The organism is Marinilactibacillus sp. XAAS-LB27, assembly GCF_036039175.1.
Lineage (GTDB): Bacteria > Bacillota > Bacilli > Lactobacillales > Carnobacteriaceae_A > Marinilactibacillus.
The window spans coordinates 36,395-56,240 of record NZ_JAYXKP010000007.1 but is presented as its reverse complement, the minus strand read 5'-3'; the positions used below and the strand labels follow the sequence as shown (position 1 = coordinate 56,240).

Below are 19,846 nucleotides of genomic sequence, written 5' to 3'. Positions count from 1 at the left end.
AAAATCCTCTCCGGTACTTAATCATTGTCTATCTTACAATAAAAAACACCCCTAAACAAGAAGCCATCTAAACAAACTTAGACAGTTTCAACTAAAGGGGTAGCCTTTCTTTTAAAACGATTTTGTTTCTTTTTTAACTCTGGTCAGATTCAGTATCTTCCTCTTCATCTGGTTCGTCTCCCGAATCTATAATCGGTTCTGGGATTGCGTCATTTGACTCAGTAGGATCTGAAACAATTGTCCGGTCTTTTGCATTGACCCTTAAAACCCGACTTTCACTACTTTCCGTTATAGGTATAAGCCACACCGGCCCATATATACTCAAGTCTTCTAGCGCAAGTGTACGTTGGTAAGTAAGAATAGGTGTGGAAATCACGGTATTCGATCTTAACTCATTACTTTGAAACAGAAACTCTACAGCTTCTTTTGCAGAAATCACTTCTACAGAATCACCTTGTTGCTGCATGGGTCCAGCATACGTTTGCTGGTAAGAGATAATCTCACCATCACTTCTACCATAGTAAAATGAAATTTCGGACGTCCCATCTCCGACAGGCGTGTCGCCGACTACCTGACTAAAGATAAACCGATTCCCCTCATTGTCGTATCTCAAGAACTCATACTGATCTCCAAACAAAATAGCAGAACTGTTAACAAAGGCGCTGAGTTTTGATAATTGCTCATCTGTGACGCCCTCGCTTGGGTCTCCTTCTATTTCTATTGGCTCAGACAAAATACTTGTATAAAGCGTGCCATCTGATGTAACAGATCCAGCTTGATTTTCAAGTGAATTCACATTGTCTTGAATCAAGTTATTGCTGTTCGCTTGCATATAGTAAATATTTTGTTTCTCATCAGACAAATTACCTGGTATCTGTATCCCCATATCCCGCATTTCTCTAATGATATTGATTTGTTCAGCTGGAGAATTCGCATACTGCATCCCTGCGCGATTAATATAACTCACTAGGAGATAGACATTCAGGAAGACGAAGGCCAATAGAAAAATATTTTCAATTTTTTTAAAGTCCATTAATTTGTTCCCCCTGTAGTTCTATATACCGTTCAACCTCATACCAGTTATTGTCGCCTTCGAGTTTGACATACCAGTTCGGTTCAAAATGGATCAGACGAGATTCTTCTTCACTTTCGACCCAAGAGAGACCAATCTCCAAGTCTTCTATACTTGAAGCTTCTACTTCAACGGATCCTAATTTTGTAACGATTTCTTCTCCACTAGATAACTCTTTATCTACAAATTCATCCGGCGTAATGGGCGTTTGAATAATACGCATCGGCACACTCAAATTTTTCAAACCGGTTTCGACATAAGTAACGACTGTCGTAGCTTCTTTTTGTTGCGGACTGAATACCGGAAGACCTTCAAGGTACCTCTGGAATGTCGTTTCATTTGTCTCCGTATTGTAAGACTGGTACTGTGACTTTTCTGTCCAGTTTTCAACTCGGTTCAATTCCTCAAAACTTCTCGCTAATCGTTCATTCAAAGAAAGCTCATCAAGGCTTGTTCGCTGCCTTTGATAAGACAACACATGCAGATTATCATTGATCATCACTTCTTGTTGTAAGTCGTAAATTCTCAACCCTTCATCAAGTGTTTGTGTTTCAGCTTGTGATGTATCAATCAGCATGTTGATAAATAAACTGTTAGGTAAACTCTCAACAAGATAGTTACGGTAAGGTACCGTCAGATTCTCTTTTGGAGCATAGACGATTTGACCTAAATTCAAAGCCTCAGCTTCTGTATAGACAATGTCTTCTGACTCTCTAAAGGCCTCAATCACATTGTTGGTAATTACAGCCTCTTCTACACCATAAGCAAGTTCCTTACTCATGTCATAAAACAATACTCGATCTGTTTCATTCAAGTTGAAGAGGACTCGGTTAAATGTTCGATCTTCATAGTCTGAAGGTAAGTTTTCAAAGCCATTTTCAAATAACCCAAAAGGAATCTGTGCATTAAACACAAATTCTATCCAAGAACTTCCCTGAGTTAATTGCAGATAGTTGGCCTTCGTTAATGTTTCAGGCGATTCTACGCCTCTAAACGTCATATTTTCATAGCTTGTATTGATCAAGTCCTCGGCTTCACGCATGGATGCCATCTTTGGTTCTTCAGAAATTTCATGTAAAATCACTTGATTGGGTGAAAAGACTTCTGATAAAGTTCGGTCAATCAATACTGGTGTCTGACTGTTTCCAGAAGAAGATGGTGCGTTAGACTGTGTTCCTGTAACAATCAAGTTATAACTAAGAAACAGGCTTAATACAATTAAAAAGCCGAGTAGTACGTGTTTCATATGTGTCCATGTCATGCCCACTCATCCTCCTCAAATGGAATGTAAGGAAGGGATAAGTAGAACGTTGTGCCTTTTCCTTCCGCACTTTCTGCCCAGATTCTTCCGCCATGTTGTTCAACCACTTCTTTTGAAATTGCCAAACCTAAGCCACTACCACCCATTGCTCGTGAGCGCGCACGATCTACTCGGTAGAATCTAGAGAATATTTTAACGAGATCATTCTTAGGTATACCCATCCCTTGATCGGTAATACTGATAATCACAGATTGTGCTGTCTGACGCATACTTCCTGTGATCACACCGCCATCTGGAGAGTATTTCAAGGCATTGTTCATAATATTATCCAGTACTTGGATCATTCTGTCCGTATCCATTTCAACAAATACAGGCTCTTCTAGTAAATTTCGATCAATTCGGTAATGTTTTCCTTCATACTCTGTCGAATGGATCAACATGTCAAAACGGTTCAGTACATGATCCAGTAATTCTGTTAAATCAACGAGTTCTACTTCCAAATCACTTTTACCTGAATCGATTCTAGATAAGTGCAATAGATCTTGAATCATACGAATCATTCGGTCTGTTTCACTTTGTGTTACTTCCAGGAACCTTGGTGCTAACTCCGGATCTTGCCAGGCACCATCTGCCAATGCTTCAATGTAACTACGCATACTGGTTAATGGTGTTCTTAATTCGTGAGATACGTTGGAAACGAATTGTTTCCGTTCTTCTTCTATCTTTTCTTGCTCGGTTACATCGTGGAGCACGCAAACAATTCCGCTGATAAAGCCGGTTTCTCTTTGAATCAACGAGAAAGAGGCTCTAAGAATTGTAGGCAGACCCTCGCTATAAGCATTGATCAAAATGTCTTCTTGCTCTTCTAACAAGCGTCTTAGCGTCAACTCTTTTTCTACGCCTAGAATTTTCAAAAGATTGTTGCCGTTCACTTCTTCTCCCGACACTTCGAGCATTTTTTCGGCCATGTTGTTTACGATGACGATTTTCCCTCGTCGATCTGTAGCAATAACGCCATCGGTCATATGAGTCAGTACGCTATCTAAGCGTCGACGCTCTGAATCGATGGATTCTTGTGCTTCTGCTACTTCATCCGACAATTCATTGATTAAAAAGGCTAATTCTCCCAATTCATCATCGCCATACACCGTCAACATACCTGAATAATCACCTTCTGCTATCGCACGTGTTTGGATCTGCATCTCTTTGATAGGTTTCGTCAATGCTCTAGCTACTAAATTCGCCAGAATCAACGATAAGATGATTGCGACAGATGAGGCTTGTAAGAAGGTCATCGTAATTTCAGAGACTTGTGTATAAACGGTCTCGATGTTACTTTCAAGTACGATCACACCTAAAAATTCTTCTGAATCTGTACTCGAATAAACGGGCTCGACAATTTTCCACCTTCTATCTTGAGAAGTTGGATCAAGATCTTGCTTTGTGACTGACGTGCCGGATAATTGTGCTTGTCTGACATCCGCATCGTTTGAAAGTTGTCCAATCATGCTTTGTTGGGTACTATCACTAATTCCCATGATGACCATACTTGGACTAACCACTTGCAGTTCAGTAATATTGCTCCCTGAAAACTCCATCAGCAAACGATTAATTTCTTCTCTTGGATTGGTTTCTGTTTCTTCCTCGCTCTGATCGCTCTCTAATAATGGCAATATCGTACTCTTAAGAAACGTCATCTGTGTCTGACGGTCACCTCTAAAGTTTCCAACTAACTTTTGTTCCATTGTCGTAACAAAATTCGCCCCGATAATCTGCAGGGCGAATACAAGTAGCATAACGATGATAAATACGATTTTAGTATTGATTGACTGATAAAAATGAATCTTTTTTTTCATATAAGTTTATTTCTCCTGTTGTTCAGGATTTCTAAGATAGTATCCTACCCCTCGTCTAGTTACTAAGAAGTTTGGATGACTCGGATTATCTTCGATTTTCTCTCTCAAACGTCTTACGGTAACATCGACCGTTCTGACATCTCCGAAGTAATCATATCCCCATACGGTTTCAAGCAAGTGCTCTCTGGTCATGACTTGACCGATATGTCTAGCAAGGTAGTGAAGTAACTCGAATTCTCTATGTGTCAATTCGATTGTACTCCCACGCTTAGAAACAATATAAGCATCTGGATGAACGACTAGATCGCCCACTTCAATATCATTACTTTCTGGTACTTCTGGTTCAGCTGTTTGCGCAGAAGATTGACGTCTTAGGTTTGCTTTAACACGTGCAACTAATTCTCTGTTAGAGAAAGGTTTCGTTACATAGTCATCCGCTCCAAGCTCTAATCCTAAAACTTTATCAATTTCCTGATCTTTAGCAGTGACCATAATGATTGGAATATCATGTGTTCTTCTTACTTCACGGCACACTTCAAGTCCGTCCATTTTTGGTAACATCAAATCTAAGACAATCAAATCTGGTGAATGTTCTTCGACTTTCTCTACAGCTTCTTCTCCATCATATGCAGTAAAAACTTCGAATCCTTCTTTTTCAAGGTTAAATTTAACGATATCTGAAATTGGTCTTTCGTCATCTACGACTAATATCTTTTTCAAGTGATGCTCCTCCTCAGAAACATATTCTTATGTTTTCTTTTCAATTCTTGTAATCTAGACCAAGTATACAGCACCTATGAGCACGGTTCAATTTTTCAAAGAAATCCTACGAATCCTTACTTCTGCAAGTCAATCTCCACTGCCACCGTTTCTCCTGCTTTAGCTTGCTTCATTTGGTTCAGTACCTGAATCACTTCAAAAGCTGAATCATCTAGTACGATAACTGAAATAATCGTATTGAAGCCTTTTTTGGTAATCAGTTCTTCATCAAACTCCACCAGTACATCTCCAGCTTTGACTTGGTCATCTTTTTTCAATTTAGTCTTGAAACCTTCTCCATTCAACAGCAATGTGTCGATTCCCACATGGATCAGAATTTTCAATCCTTCTTTTGTTTCAATATAATAGGCATGTTTCGCATCTGCAACTTCTATTAACTTTCCATCAATAGGCGCAACGACCAGTTGAGAAGTTGGCTTAATGGCATACCCTTCACCAATCATTTTCTGAGCAAAAATTTCATCTGGTACTTCTTCTATCGATAAAACTTCTCCGTCTGAAACTGCACGTAAAGATAGCTTGTGCCGAGAATCCTTTGTATCGTTCATTTCAATCTCAGAATCCTTCGCTCTCTCGTCTGTCATGCTTTTCTCCTTTTGTAAGTTACAGTTAAATCTGTAACTCTGTATGTTGCTACTATTCTAACAACTAAAGCCGTTTCAAGCAATATCTTTTAGTCGTAGCTTCTGTTTGTTGCTATGAGACTGTTCGTGGTATTCTATTTATAGAAACTTCAAATAAAAAATAGCTTAAGTAAAGGAGGCATTATGATGTCAATAGCCTATATTATTGCTCTAGTCATTTTAGGTGTAGCGTTGATTGCACTCATCGCAATCGGTTTAACTACATTTAAGAAGATGAAACCAACGTTCAACAATATAAAAGAAACGCAGTCGACTGTAAATGACCATATCGAACACTTCACATTGGAAGCTGATGCTGTTCAAACCAAAGTTAATCAAGTCAAAGGACGCGTTGAAGATCTTCAAAAAGTTGCAACAATCAAGATGCAGCGATTCGATGAACTTTCTACTCACGCTTCTAGTTTGAGCGATTCACTCACTTACTTGAAAGATCATAGTAGTGACTATTCAAAAGGTATTGCCAAAAACACTACTGATGAATTGAAAACAGATGGTCCGATGGTTGCCAAAACATTTACTAGAGCATTCAAACGTACTTTCCAGAAACAAAAAGCGCGTTACACAAACGAATAACCCATTTTGAGAGGAGAACTACACTATGCCAAAAGTAAGTTTAGCCAAAGCATTAATGATGAGTGCTGCTTCTGCATTTGCAGCTTTATTGTTTGCTCCAAAAACAGGAGATCAGTTCCGCAAAGAATTGAAATCTGAAGCAACAAAACTGAAAGACTCTAGCGGTGAAAAAGCGCAGCAACTCGTTGAAGACTTCAGAGAATCTTACGCTGAAGCAGACATGGAATTACAGTCTGAACAAGCTGAGATGGATGCTCGTCAAGCTCAATTAAATGAAACAATTAAAGAAATCGAAAGAGATCTTGCGCAAAGAAATGGTTCAATCGAACCTAAATCAGATAAAGTGATTGATCCTGCAACGGCTTCTCATGCAATGTATGATGACGAACACCTTGGTGATGTAAAAGGTACACCACTTGAACCTACAACAGACCAAGCGATTCCTAAAGACAAAGTAGAAGAAGCGCTACACGACAACCATCTATCTAATAATGATGATTTCAAGCTTGATAAAGATCATCTTGCAGATGAAAAAGAAGCTTCACACAAAATGAACCCTAATAACTAATTGAAAAAATAGTTTATATAAAAAGACAGTTAGAACCGCGGAGATTTATGATCTTCGCATTCTAACTGTCTTTTCTTTATTGTTGTTTAAGAACCCAAACAGAGATGGATTCAGCGTTTACTGGAAATACTGCGGAACCTTCTTCATTTATAACAATTTCTTCTTCTCGATGTTCTAAAATATCTATATACGTTTCACCTGCATGTAAGTCTCCAACAGTCATCTCCTTGAAACCTTCGTCTCCGCTAGAAATCACGACTGCACACCCATGAGGATGCTCCTTATCGCCTGTACGCGTAAATCCTATGCAAGTAGCGTGGTCCAAATAATTATACTGTTCACCGTAAGCATATTCCGTTCTCACACGCATCAGTTTTTCAATATCTGTTGGACATCCTTCATATTCGACATCTCCACTATACCCATAATAATCACTGTAGAACACACATGGATAACCATAAGTGCTTAACAATACGATTCCGTATGCTAGTGGTTTAAACCAAGGTTCGACATATGATTCCAAAGACTGTCCAGGCTGAGAATCATGATTCTCAACAAAGGTTACTGCTTGCTCAGCATTTTTCTTATAAAGCGTTCCATCAAATAATCTGCGTAAGTCAAAATCTGTTTTTAATTGTGATGCCTCGTGCAAGGCATAATGGAATCTTACATCCATCATAGAGGTATTATAGTCAAGATCTTCCATATACTCTTCTAAAGCTTTATATTTCTGGTGCCAATACTCTGCCACGAAAAAGAAGTCTTCTCCAAACTCAGCGCGAACGCCATCAATCAATTCTTTCATAAAGTTGTTGTCGATATGTTTAACGGCATCCAGACGAATTCCATCAATTCCTGTTTCATTAATGAACCATCGAATCCAATTCTTTGTTTCTTCAATCACTTCTGGATGACTATAGTCAATATCTGCAAACATTAAGTAGTCGAAGTTTCCAAATTCCGTTGACACCGTATCATCTGGTGCCCACCCTTTTCCTTCGCCTTCTATTCTATAAATCCCTTGCTCTCCTGAAATTTCATCATCAGAGACACCCGAGAAATGGTACCAATGCCATTCAAAGTCAGAATACTTTCCTTGTCTGCCTGGAAAATTGAAGTATGTCCAAGATTCAATCTCTCTTGATTCCCCAATTTCTTCATGACGATTTTCCTCATTTACTGGAATAGCTCCAAAGGTTTCAGTAGAATCTGCTCCTGCTTTATGGTTTAAAACAACATCCGCATAAACTTGAATGCCATGCTCATGTAACGCGTGGATAGCATCTAATAGTTCTTCTTTTGTGCCGTACTTTGTTCTTACAGTTCCCTTCTGATCGAACTCACCAAGGTCATAGAGATCATAGATACCGTATCCTACATCTTCTTGACTCAGTGCTTTGAAACAAGGCGGAATCCATACTGCTGTAATTCCGATATATCTCAAATGAGCTGCTTCGTCTTTCAGTTTTCTCCAGTGTGTACCGTCGTTCGGCAGATCCCATTCAAAATATTGCATCATAGTCCCATTATATTCCATGTTTTCTCCTCCTACAATCAGTGCTATAAAGTAAACACTCTAACGGTATAATTTTATCTTTATCTTTAAAAAGAAACAACTGGAACGTCTCGCAAGCCCTACGCGACAGGCTTATTTGGGACCTTTTCATTCTATTAAAATCTATTGGTGACAAAACAGCTCTTCTCTATTCACAAGTACACTAGTATTTACTGGAATCTCCTTGTATTTTAACGATTCTAGAGATACAATCTAGATATTGATTTTTAGTACTAGAAAGGAAAAATGATTGTATGAGACGATTGTTGAATCGCTTTTCAAATTTACCCATCCCCTTTAAAATTGTTTTAAGTTTTGCGTTTGTTATTCTTGTGGGATCGATTTTATTATCTATGCCTTTTAGTCAGCAGATTGGGTCTCAAGCGACTTACTTTGATCACCTGTTTACTGCCGTTTCTATGGTTTGTGTGACCGGCCTTTTCACTGAGCCTTTGGCACATACGTATAACATCTTTGGACAAATCGTTGGTTTAGTCCTGATCAAGCTTGGAGGACTAGGTCTCATCACGCTAGTTGCAACAATCGTGATGCAGCTAGGACGTCGTGTCAGTATGAAGGATGAAGTAACACTAAGGCAAGCTTTGAATAGTGGCAGTATGATTAATTTCAGAAATTTTCTTTTATCTGTAGTGAAATACACTTTCCTTATAGAAGGAATCGGTGCCTTTCTACTCACCTTCCACTTCGTTCCCTTATTTGGATGGGCCAGAGGATTGTTTACATCCATTTTTCTCTCTATTTCAGCTTTCAATAATGCAGGATTCGATAACCTTGGAACAACCAGTTTACAAGGCTTTGTAGATGTTCCCATCGTTAATATCGTGATTCCACTACTTATTATTGTTGGAGGAATTGGGTTTTCTATCTGGTTTGATCTCGCTCAAAATTTCAAGAGTTTTATCGCTGTTAGAAGCTGGATTGATTTAAGAGGTCGTTATAGAAGACTGAAACTGCACACTCGACTTGTTCTGAATTGGACACTGTTTTTGATTGGTGCTGCAATGATTTTATTCATGCTTTCAGAGTGGCATAATCCTACTACGCTTGGTAGCCTCAGCCTATCTGGTAAAATCCAGGCAACTTTCTTCCAGGCTGTTACCTTACGTACCGCTGGTTTTGCAACTGTCGGCTATACAAATCTGCATCTGTTTACGATTATCTTTATGACCGTCTTTATGTTCATCGGTGGTTCACCAGGTGGTACAGCCGGGGGCGCGAAAACGTCTACAGTTGCCCTTGTCGTGAAATTGATCTGGGCTGAGGTTACCGGTCAGCAACATGTGCATTACCAGAAAAGGACACTCGATAATGAGATTGTAAGAAGAGCTCTTGTGATTGTTGTTATGTTCGTGATTTTGAATTTTGTTGGGATGTCTTTGATGTCGATTTTCGATGAAACAGTTCCCCTTCAATATTTATTTTTTGAAGCTGTTTCTGCTTTAGGAACGGTTGGTTTGTCTGCTGATCTGACACCTGATTTATCTCGTGGAAGTCAGACAGTGATTATGTTTATGATGTTTATTGGTCGTCTAGGCCCCATCACAATCTTCACAGCACTGGGCCAATTTGAACGCAAGCAGAAACCAAAAGTATATGCGTCTGGAAACATCATTATAGGGTAAGATAGGAGAGAACAAATTGAATAAGATAATTGGCGTATTAGGTCTTGGAGTATTTGGATCGACTATTGCAAAAGAACTAGGTGAACACTACTTTGATGTGATTGCCGTTGATAGAGATTTGATGGATGTAAACCGTGTAGAAGAATACGTTGTCCAAGGTGTTCAAGGAGACATTACTGATCTAGATTTATTGAAAAGTATTGGATTTGAAAAATGTGACACTGTGGTTATTGGTACAGGATCTAACTTAGAGTCTAGTGTACTAGCTGTACTAAATTGTAAGAAGCTAGGCATCAAAAAAATTATTGCGAAAGCAAAAAATAAAGTACACAAAGAAATCCTTTTAGAAGTCGGTGCCCACGAAATTATTCGTCCAGAAAAAGAAATGGGTGACCGTGTTGCACGTAATCTTATGAGAAACAAAATACTAGATGTTATCGAATTAGATGAAGACAATGCAATCATTGAATTCCTGACACCTAAAGAATGGGTCGGAAAGTCCCTTGTACAATTAGATTTGCGGAACAAATACGGTATCAACGTTATTGGGATGAAAAACGCTGAGGGTGAAAAATTGCAAGTAAATGTTTTACCTGACGAAAAGATCTCCCCCAAAAGTTTACTCGTTGCTATCGGAGAACCGCATACTTTCGAGCATTTAGATTATACAAATCAACTTAAATAAGTAAAAAGCATCCCAATCTACCCGGTTTCAGTCTATAAGGACTGACGCTAGGTAGCGGGATGCTTTTTTAATAGCATTTATTTTAAGAAACTGGTGACCATACGTTTTCTAATACGTTTGTCTGATCACGATCTGGTCCGACTGAGAATGTTGAGATATGAACACCAGTAAGTTCAGACACACGACGAATATAGTTACGTGCGTTTTCTGGCAATTCTTCTAGTGTTCTACATGCTGTAATGTCTTCGCTCCAACCTGGAAGCTCTTCATAGATTGGTTTACACTCAGCTAATTCTTTTAAACTAGCTGGATAATGAAGGATGTGTTCACCATTGCGCTCGTAAGCAGTACAGATCTTCAAAGTATCTAGACCTGACAATACGTCAATAGAGTTCAAAGAAAGGTTCGTAATACCAGAAACTCTCTTAGCATGACGCATTACGACACTATCAAACCAACCGATACGACGCGGACGTCCAGTTGTTGTTCCGTATTCTTTACCAGCATCACGTATGAACTGTCCTGTTTCGTTGTTTAATTCTGTTGGGAAAGGTCCATCTCCAACTCGTGATGTATAAGCTTTACATACACCAACGACTTTGTCGATTTTAGAAGGGCCAACACCACTTCCGATTGTTACACCACCCGCAACGGGATTAGAAGACGTTACAAATGGATACGTTCCTTGATCGATATCCAGCATAACCCCTTGTGCACCTTCAAATAATACACGTTTACCGGCATCTAGCGCATCATTCAATACAACTGAAGTATCACAGACGTACTGTTTGAATTGCTGGCCGAACTCATAGTAAGGTTCAAAAATTTCATCAAATTCAATTGGTTCAGAGTTATAAATTTGAGTAAAGTAACGGTTTTTTTCTTCTAGTACACTTCTCAACCGCTCTTCGAAAATGTCTTTATCTAATAGATCTGCAATTCTAATTCCGATTCGAGAAGCTTTATCCATATAAGCTGGTCCGATACCACGAATGGTCGTACCAATCTTTTGGTCTCCTTTAGAATCTTCTTGCAACTGATCCATTTTAATATGGTACGGTAAGATAACGTGTGCACGATCTGAAATACGTAAATTATCTGTCGTAATATTTCTATCATGCAAGTATTGTAATTCATTGACCAAAGATTTAGGGTTAATGACCACACCATTACCGATAACGCTGATTTTACTGCTTGCAAAGATACCTGAAGGAATTAAATGTAGTTTGTATGTTACACCATCAAATATGATTGTGTGACCTGCATTGTCTCCTCCTTGATAACGCGCAATAACTTCTGCGTTCTCACTTAAAAAATCGGTAATTTTACCTTTACCTTCGTCTCCCCATTGTGTTCCAACAACTACGACCGACGACATTTGTCCACCTCATCTAAAAATATTTAATGCTTGAAATTATAAAAGGAGACAGTACTCCATTACCCAGACAAATGATACACTGATGTAAGAATAGAATTGTCCTATTCGCTTTACCCTTGTCATCTATCTTTAAATGGAGGTGTCCCCCTAGTCTATTTTTGCATCAATTGTTATCTTCAATAACACTTCTATTCTACCATATATCTTTTGCAATGAAACACCTTATTTGGGATTTCGTCCTATAAGAAGGTACAGATTCTTATTTACATCGTAATATCAAAATCTAATATGTCTTCTTCTTTGGCAATTGAGTCTGTAGAATCTTTAGGTTTTCTGATGAGTATCTGAAGTCCGACGGAACAAACGACACCCACTAGAATCGCTAGAACGAAGATTGCTAAGTTACTCGCCATCGGTAGTCCAAAGACGCCTGATACGCCCGTTGTCGAAACACCAAAAGCCATCATGATTGCTCCACCAATTGCCGCACCAATCATATTGGGTCCAATCACTCGCAAAGGTTCTTGAAAGGCGTAAGGTAATGCCGCTTCCGTAATCCCAACTAATCCTGATAAAATCGAGGCTGGAGCCATTTCAATTTCTTCTTTACTGAACTTAGACTTTGCGATAAGCGAAGCAATCCCTACTGAAAGTGCCGGAACCATTATTCCTGGAAATACCGCTGCATTGACTCTAAATCCAATACCACTTGGCTCGTTCCATAGTGCAAAGACGAATGTAATCGCAATTTTGTTTAAAGGTCCTCCCATATCGAATGCACACATCGCACTTAAAATTGCACCTAGTAAGAAAGCATACCTTGTTGATTCTGATAACGTAATTAGATTTGCAATAATCAAATCATTTAAAACCCCAATCGTCATCGCCACCGGATAGGCCATAATCAGATAAAGCAGCAAGCCTGCAATCACGGGAATAAATAAGGTTTTCTTGATCGACTCCAGAAAATCTGGAAAAGGTAACTTTCTAAAATACAATACGACATATCCTGCTATAAACCCAGCCAAGATTGCACCCAGAAATCCACTAGCTGATGTATTTTCAACGGTAGGATGGGCGGCGATATAACCCCCAATAAAACCAGGCGCAATGGCTGCTTTATCTCCAATAGCATAAGCCATATAAGCTGCAAATATTGCTGGAATTAAATCCATGATGACCCACGCAAAGCCATTTAATGTATTAACTACTGAGGAATCTACTGAGACATACTGACTGTACATTTGTGTGATTGCAATCGTCATTCCGGCAAACACGATAAAAGGTAACATATAAGATACCCCAGTCATTAAAGCTTGTTGAAATTTACGCATACTTTCTCCCCCGTTCTTCTCAAGAATTCAATTTTTCTTCAATCTTTTTGAGCAAACCTTCCGCATTTTTTATCGCCGTACTGATGGGAATTTCCACTTTTTTTATTTGATCGAATCGCTCTTTCTTAGCAATACCCACTTCAACTGCCAGTATCAAAATATCTGCTTGATCGATATCTGTCTGTGTTAATTCATTTTCTATTCCCGTTGCACCCTGAGTCTCGACTTTTATCTGATGACCTTGTTTAACTGCAGCATTTTCCAAAGCTTTTTTAGCCATAAACGTATGCGCAACACCCGTAGCACAAGCCGTAACCGCAATGATATTCAAGATAATTCCTCCCTATCTTCCTTTTTCAAAAATCGTTTCTATTAAGCATCTCATTTCTTTTTCTTCCTGAATCGTTTTAACCTGTTTTTTTATTTCATCATCCATTAGATGATAGGCTAGTGTCGATAACAAGGATAAATGTCTATTATCCGTATCCTCTTTAGGAACCAATATGATAAACAAATGATCCACTTTTTGATCATCTAACGCATCCCATTGGGTCGCTTCTTCTAAACGAACGACTATTAAAGCTGGTTTTTTTAGATTCTTTACCTTTCCATGAGGAATGGCGAAACCATCGCCAAAGCCCGTTGTACCTAATGCTTCTCTTTCTTGGATACTGGATAGTAGTTCTTGAGGATCACTTTTCTCTCTTATTTGACTAGAAATCCACATAGATAGATTCTTCAGTACAGTTTCTTTATCTGTGTGTTTCTGAGTAGAGAACCTTAGATTAATCCATATATCTAATCCCTGTTCATCCTTCTGATCCATTTGCACTACCTCATCTCCGTTTTAAACTCTGATTATTTTTAGTATACCAGTCTATCCTTTAGTATGAAAAGGTTTACTTTTTTATACTAAAAAATCCCTACTAATCTAAGAGAGTTAAATCAACTTAGATTAGTAGGGATTTTATGACGTTAATACTCCGGTATCTGATCTTCCGGATAATAAGTTAGTGAAGAAAATTTATTGTACTCTTTAATAAATAAGAGTTTGGCCGTCCCACGTGCTCCAGAACGGTTTTTTTCCAGAATAATTTCGACGACATTATCTTCAGCTGACTCGTCTTCATCTTCCTCATCTTCATTACGGTAGTAATCTTCTCGGTATAAAAAGGCAACGATATCGGCATCTTGCTCAATCGATCCTGACTCTCTCAAATCACTTAAAATTGGTCGTTTGTCTTGTCTTTGCTCTACACTACGAGAAAGCTGTGACAAGGCAACAACAGGAACCGATAACTCTTTAGCTAATTTCTTTAACTGTCTAGAGATATCCGATACTTCCTGCTGACGACTTTCTTTACCCGAACCTTCAATCAGTTGAAGATAATCAATTACGATCAATCCCAAACTACCTCGCTCTTGCTTCAAGCGACGGCACTTCGCTCTGATTTCTGCTGTACGGATTCCTGGTGTATCATCAATATAAATATTTGCCTTAGAAAGACTGCCCATTGCAACAAACAGCTTAGTGAACTCTTCTTCAGTCAGCTTCCCTGTTCTTAAATTCGAAGCATTTATGGTGCCTTCCGCGCATAACATACGGTTAACTAGTTGCTCCGCACCCATCTCTAAACTAAAAATCGCAACGGTTTCGTCTGTTTTCGTCCCGATATTTTGTGCTACATTTAAAGCAAATGCTGTTTTACCTACACCCGGTCTCGCTGCTAGTATAATCAGCTCATCTTCATGTAATCCAGCAGTCATCTGGTCTAATGCTTTATATCCAGTAGAAATCCCTGTGATTTCTTCATCATTTTGAAATAGTTCATCAATATTATTGATCGTTTCTCTTAGAACTGTCTCGATATTGACAAATCCACTACGACTTCTCTTTTCGGACACTTCAAGTATCTTTCTTTCCGCATCATCTAGAAGGTTGGGAAGATCGCTTGCTTCGTCATATCCTCTTGAGGCAATTTCTGTTGCTGTCTGGATCAACCGACGTAGTATAGAGCGCTCTTCGACAATCTTGGAGTAATACTCTACGTTTGCAGCTGTAGGCACTGTAGTCGCTATATCAGCCAAATAAGGTGTCCCACCAATATCTTCAAGCTGATTTCTTGATTCCAGCATATCCGCAATCGTTACAACATCTAATGCTTCGTTCCGCTCACTCAAATCAATCATCGTCTGAAAAATCAGTTGGTGTCCACGACGATAGAAATCTGTCGATTCAATGTATTCCATCGCCGGAATCAATGCTTCAGGGTTTAGTAAAATAGATCCCAGTACAGATTGCTCGGCTTCAATATTTTGTGGTGGTAAACGATCGCCTAATGGTTCCATAGCCAATGTGTATTCTTCCTTTCGCACCTTATAGGTCACAAATTCATTCTTAATTGTACAATATCTCATTCTAAAAGTATATAAGGGAACAATTGTTTACGATTCTTATTACTTTATTTTATCGTCCTTTAAAAGCAGAGAAAAGGGAGAAGCTTCTAGAGCCTCTCCCTTTTACTGATTAGTCTATTGCTGTTACACGAACCGTCAATTCTGCAGTTACTTCTTTGTGCAACTTCACTTCTACGTTTTGAGATCCTACTGCTCTCATTGGTATTGGTTGATTCAGTTTACGTTTATCAACTTTAATACCGAGTTGTTTTTCTAGCTCTTTAGCAATCTGTTTAGTTGTAACAGATCCGAACAGTCGGCCATCTTCTGCCGCTTTTTCATGAAGTTCGATTGAATTGTCTTCTATTTTTTTCTTATCTTGTTTGGCTGCTTCTAAAATCTCATTTTCTTCACGCTTCATAGCATTTTTCTTAGCAGATAGTTCTTTTACTGCTGAGTTTGTTGCTTCTTTTGCCAATCCTTTTTTCAATAAAAAGTTATTAGCGTATCCGTCTGATACATTTTTGATTTCGCCTTTTTTTCCTGTACCTTTGACATCTTTCAATAAAACTACTTCCATAGTTAAACGCTCCTCTTATTTAAATTAGTCAAATGCTGTTTTGATTTGTGCGATTAATTCTTCTCTAACTTCTTGTACAGATTTCCCATCAATCTGAGTAGCTGCATTGGACAAGTGTCCGCCTCCACCCATTTTTTCCATGATGATCTGTACATTGATCTTACCTAGACTTCTTGCACTGATCCCAACCATATCATCTGAACGTTTTGTAATGACAAAGGCTGCTTCAACACCTGACATACTCAACATCGTATCCGCAGTTTGTGCTGATGTAACGGGCGGATAAATCTGCTGGTCTTTGCCATGAGCAACTGCGACACCTTCATGAACAAACTCAATGGTTTCAATTAATTTACTACGTCTCAGATAAGTTTCTGGATCTTCTTTCAATAATCTTTGGATCATTGTAGAATTCGCGCCGACGGACTGCAAATAGCTGGCTGCATCAAACGTCCTTGAACCGGTACGTAAGCTAAAGTTATTCGTGTCTACAATAATACCACCTAGCATGGCTGTCGCTTCAATACGGTTGATTGGTTCCCCATCCGACGATACATATTCGAATAACTCTGTAATCAGCTCAGCAGTTGAAGAAGCGTATGGTTCAATATAAACAAGTAATGGATTTTCGGTAAACTCTTCTCCACGTCTATGATGATCGATAACGATATTTTTCTTCGTTTTCTTGAGCAAGTTTGGTGCAATAGATAGCAATGGTTTATGATGGTCTACTAAAACAACTAAATCATTTTCTGTAATGATATTTTGAGCTTCGGCAGGAGAAATGATATTCTGATTCACTTGATTTTGTTTCTCAATTTCATTCATCAGCTTACCTACGTCATTACTTAAGTCATCCTGATCAATAACGACCCAGCATTTCTTTTTAAGCATCATAGAAATACGGGCTATACCTAGTGAAGATCCGATAGCATCCATATCCGGGTTCTTATGACCCATGACGAACACTTGATCGCTTCCTTTGATTAATTCTTGCATAGCTTGACTGATCATTCTCGAACGCACTCTTGTACGTTTTTCCATTGGATTCGTTTTACCACCGTAGTACCTAGGTTCTTGATCAACCTCTTTAACGATGGCCTGATCTCCACCACGGCCCAGTGCTAAGTCCAAATTGCTTTGTGCCAGTTCAGCAAGCTTATCAAAGTCATCATCTCCGTAAGCAATACCGATACTAATTGTAAGCGGTAAATTTCGTTTTGACGTTCTATCTCTAATATTGTCTATGATATTAAATTTCTCATTTTCAATTCTTTTTAACTCACTTCTGTTTAATAAAAGAAAGTATTTATCCTCAGAAGTCTTTTTGTAAAAGATACTATGTTGCTTACCCCAATTTGATAAATAGGTCGTAATCAAGCTATTAAATCCTGACACTCCACGGTCATCCAGCCCTTGAACAACCTCATCGTAATTATCAAGGAAGAGCCAACCAACAACAGGTCTCGCTTCTTCATACTTCACTTTCACTTCAGCGTATTCAGTGATATCCATTAGATAGATGGCATGGATATCTTCCTGTACAATCATCTGGAATATCTTATTGTTCCATTCAAGTAACTCAGTCTTCGTTTCACTCGAGTTCTGAATTTGCTTATAGATTTCTTCATTGACTTCACTGATGTGTTTCCCTAGAACACTCTCTTCACTAAATAGCTGAGTTTGCATGTAAGGATTCACCCAATCAACTTCTTCATTCTGATTGATCAGTATAATTCCAATAGGCATCTTAATTAAGGCTTCTTGTTCTCCACGCTTAATTCTATAAGATAAGTTTAGTATATAAGAATTTAGTTCTTCTACGTATTCTTTTCCAAATCTCCAGGCTACTAAAAAGATCGTGACTGCGATTAAAAGCATGAGCATACCTATCCACACATTAGCAATAAAACTAAGTATCGTTAAAACCACGATAGCTAAAGTGGCAAATAGAATCATCATGCGCATGAATGGTCGATCTAGGAACCTTGGAATAGATTCTTCTTCATTGACTCTTTTCATATTGTCTCCTCTGTTTCAATATTTAGACTACTATATCTTAACATTTTTTGCCTTTATATTCTAGACTGACAGAAAAGGTCAACATCCGAATGTTTCACGTGAAACATTCAAAATAAAAAAATCGCAACAGATAATCTGCTACGATTTTAAATATCTATTTAATCTTCAGTTACGAATGGAAGTAATCCCATGATACGTGAACGTTTGATTGCTTTAGTTAATTTACGTTGGTTCTTTGCATAAGTTCCAGTTACACGACGTGGTAAAATTTTACCGCGTTCAGAAATGAAACGTTTCAACAAATCAGTATCTTTATAATCAATATATTCGATATGGTTTGCTGCAAAGAAGTCAACTTTCCGGCGCTTCTTGCCGCCTCTGCGTCCTGCCATTTTATACTCCTCCTTCTTTAGTTATGAATCAAAACGGTAAATCGTCATCTGAAATATCAATTGGATCGTCATTTTTTTCAAACGGATCCTCATCGAAGTTTGCAAAATTGTTTTTGTTCTGATTATTTCCAGGAGCTTGACTATTATTCTGTTGAGAATAATTGTTCTGATTTGAATAATTTGCATTATTGTTAGAATTACTTGAACCTGATCCAGAAGAATCGTTGTCATTTTGACTACGCTTATCTGTTACAGACTTAGGTTCCAACATTTGGAAATTTTCACAGACAACTTCAGTAATATATACTTTACGACCTTCATTGTTTGTGTAATTACGTGTTTGAATACGTCCCGTTACACCGACCAGAGAACCTTTGCGAGTGAAATTAGAAATAATTTCTGCAGTTTTTCTCCAAGCTACACAGTTAATGAAATCTGTTTCTCTTTCTCCTTGAGCGTTTGTAAAAGTACGTTCAACCGCTATGGAAAAAGAAGCTACAGCTGTACTACTACCTGTATAACGTAATTCAGCGTCACGAGTTAATCTTCCAACTAGTACGACATTATTAATCATTGGTTGGGCTCCTTTCTACATCATTACTTTGCAACATCAATATGTTTCACGTGAAACATATTAGTCTTCCAAACGTACGATCATATGACGAAGAATATCTTCGTTAATACGAGCTAGACGTTCGAATTCGTTAATTGCTGCTGCATCTTCAGATACAATATTTACCAAGCGGTAAGTACCTTCTCGGTATCCTTTGATCTCATATGCAAAACGACGTTTCGCCCAGTCTTTTGATTCAGTAACTTCAGCACCATTATCTTTTAAGATTGTTTCGAAACGTTCTACTAACGCTTTTTTGTTATCTTCTTCGATATTTGGACGGATAATATATAAAATTTCATATTTCGCTGATTGACTCATCGTTGACTGTCACCTCCTTATGGACTTTGGCCCTCTCATTTGAAAGAGCAAGGAGAGTATTCTCTAAAGAGTACTCACTCCGAACAATTATAGCATAACGGGATATCTTAAGCAACATTATTTTAGAAATTAGTATGATTTTAAATAAAAAAACCGTCATTCTATTCAGCTT

The 19,846-nt window shown here is 38.4% G+C and carries 20 protein-coding genes; 4 read left to right on the top strand and 16 right to left on the bottom strand.

Translation table 11 applies throughout. The features are described 5' to 3' along the window. Positions 1 to 133: 133 nt before the first annotated feature. The 5 genes from VXN63_RS09490 to VXN63_RS09470 form a co-directional block, all read right to left on the bottom strand. Positions 134 to 1,033 (bottom strand): two-component system regulatory protein YycI, encoded by a 900-nt coding sequence (locus tag VXN63_RS09490; RefSeq protein ID WP_327757817.1) that lies wholly within the window; start codon positions 1,031 to 1,033, stop codon positions 134 to 136. After that, entirely contained in the window at positions 1,023 to 2,333 is a 1,311-nt protein-coding gene (yycH, locus tag VXN63_RS09485) for a two-component system activity regulator YycH (RefSeq protein WP_327757816.1), read from the bottom strand. Before yycH ends, VXN63_RS09490 begins: the two co-directional genes overlap by 11 nt. Continuing rightward, complete coding sequence (gene walK / locus VXN63_RS09480; protein ID WP_327757815.1) at positions 2,330 to 4,189, bottom strand: cell wall metabolism sensor histidine kinase WalK; 1,860 nt, start codon at positions 4,187 to 4,189, stop codon at positions 2,330 to 2,332. The genes yycH and walK overlap by 4 nt, the downstream gene beginning before the upstream one ends. 6 nt (positions 4,190 to 4,195) lie before the next feature. Further along, on the bottom strand, positions 4,196 to 4,909 hold the full coding sequence (gene yycF / locus VXN63_RS09475) for a response regulator YycF (RefSeq protein ID WP_327757814.1): 714 nt from the start codon (positions 4,907 to 4,909) through the stop codon (positions 4,196 to 4,198). A 116-nt stretch (positions 4,910 to 5,025) separates the two neighbouring features. Beyond that, the gene (locus VXN63_RS09470; RefSeq protein ID WP_327757813.1) at positions 5,026 to 5,553 is read right to left on the bottom strand and encodes a PTS sugar transporter subunit IIA; all 528 of its coding nucleotides are present in this window, start codon (positions 5,551 to 5,553) and stop codon (positions 5,026 to 5,028) included. Between the two features lie 186 nt (positions 5,554 to 5,739). On the opposite strand from VXN63_RS09470, the gene VXN63_RS09465 reads away from it, so the two are divergent. Further along, a complete protein-coding gene (locus VXN63_RS09465; RefSeq protein WP_327757812.1) occupies positions 5,740 to 6,186 on the top strand; it encodes a hypothetical protein in 447 nt (148 codons plus the stop codon). A 25-nt stretch (positions 6,187 to 6,211) separates the two neighbouring features. Then, positions 6,212 to 6,754 (top strand): YtxH domain-containing protein, encoded by a 543-nt coding sequence (locus VXN63_RS09460; protein WP_327757811.1) that lies wholly within the window; start codon positions 6,212 to 6,214, stop codon positions 6,752 to 6,754. A 76-nt stretch (positions 6,755 to 6,830) separates the two neighbouring features. On the opposite strand, the gene VXN63_RS09455 is transcribed toward VXN63_RS09460, so the two are convergent. Continuing rightward, a complete protein-coding gene (locus VXN63_RS09455) occupies positions 6,831 to 8,291 on the bottom strand; it encodes an alpha-amylase (protein ID WP_327757810.1) in 1,461 nt (486 codons plus the stop codon). Between the two features lie 272 nt (positions 8,292 to 8,563). Here VXN63_RS09455 and VXN63_RS09450 point away from each other — a divergent pair, with 272 nt between their 5' ends. Next, positions 8,564 to 9,952, top strand: a complete 1,389-nt coding sequence (locus VXN63_RS09450) for a TrkH family potassium uptake protein (RefSeq protein WP_327757809.1) — start codon at positions 8,564 to 8,566, stop codon at positions 9,950 to 9,952. A 16-nt stretch (positions 9,953 to 9,968) separates the two neighbouring features. Beyond that, entirely contained in the window at positions 9,969 to 10,637 is a 669-nt protein-coding gene (locus VXN63_RS09445; RefSeq protein WP_327757808.1) for a potassium channel family protein, read from the top strand. An 82-nt stretch (positions 10,638 to 10,719) separates the two neighbouring features. Here the strand turns inward: VXN63_RS09445 and VXN63_RS09440 are convergent, their stop codons facing one another. The 10 genes from VXN63_RS09440 to rpsF form a co-directional block, all read right to left on the bottom strand. After that, complete coding sequence (locus VXN63_RS09440; protein ID WP_327757807.1) at positions 10,720 to 12,015, bottom strand: adenylosuccinate synthase; 1,296 nt, start codon at positions 12,013 to 12,015, stop codon at positions 10,720 to 10,722. Positions 12,016 to 12,278: 263 nt separating this feature from the next. Further along, entirely contained in the window at positions 12,279 to 13,349 is a 1,071-nt protein-coding gene (locus VXN63_RS09435) for a PTS fructose transporter subunit IIC (protein WP_327757806.1), read from the bottom strand. A 19-nt stretch (positions 13,350 to 13,368) separates the two neighbouring features. Continuing rightward, positions 13,369 to 13,680 carry a PTS fructose transporter subunit IIB gene (locus VXN63_RS09430; RefSeq protein WP_327757805.1) on the bottom strand — a complete coding sequence of 104 codons (312 nt, stop codon included), beginning with the start codon at positions 13,678 to 13,680 and terminating at the stop codon, positions 13,369 to 13,371. 12 nt (positions 13,681 to 13,692) lie between these two features. Next, entirely contained in the window at positions 13,693 to 14,175 is a 483-nt protein-coding gene (locus VXN63_RS09425) for a PTS sugar transporter subunit IIA (RefSeq protein WP_327757804.1), read from the bottom strand. A 149-nt stretch (positions 14,176 to 14,324) separates the two neighbouring features. Then, positions 14,325 to 15,698, bottom strand: a complete 1,374-nt coding sequence (dnaB, locus tag VXN63_RS09420; protein WP_327757938.1) for a replicative DNA helicase — start codon at positions 15,696 to 15,698, stop codon at positions 14,325 to 14,327. 178 nt (positions 15,699 to 15,876) lie between these two features. Continuing rightward, positions 15,877 to 16,326 (bottom strand): 50S ribosomal protein L9, encoded by a 450-nt coding sequence (rplI, locus tag VXN63_RS09415; protein ID WP_327757803.1) that lies wholly within the window; start codon positions 16,324 to 16,326, stop codon positions 15,877 to 15,879. 24 nt (positions 16,327 to 16,350) lie between these two features. Beyond that, positions 16,351 to 18,348 carry a DHH family phosphoesterase gene (locus tag VXN63_RS09410; RefSeq protein ID WP_327757802.1) on the bottom strand — a complete coding sequence of 666 codons (1,998 nt, stop codon included), beginning with the start codon at positions 18,346 to 18,348 and terminating at the stop codon, positions 16,351 to 16,353. Between the two features lie 158 nt (positions 18,349 to 18,506). Further along, on the bottom strand, positions 18,507 to 18,740 hold the full coding sequence (gene rpsR, locus VXN63_RS09405; protein ID WP_225742841.1) for a 30S ribosomal protein S18: 234 nt from the start codon (positions 18,738 to 18,740) through the stop codon (positions 18,507 to 18,509). A 28-nt stretch (positions 18,741 to 18,768) separates the two neighbouring features. Beyond that, complete coding sequence (ssb, locus tag VXN63_RS09400) at positions 18,769 to 19,314, bottom strand: single-stranded DNA-binding protein (protein ID WP_327757801.1); 546 nt, start codon at positions 19,312 to 19,314, stop codon at positions 18,769 to 18,771. 60 nt (positions 19,315 to 19,374) lie between these two features. Next, positions 19,375 to 19,674, bottom strand: coding sequence for a 30S ribosomal protein S6 (rpsF, locus tag VXN63_RS09395; protein WP_225742843.1), 300 nt, complete (start codon positions 19,672 to 19,674; stop codon positions 19,375 to 19,377). Positions 19,675 to 19,846: the final 172 nt, after the last annotated feature.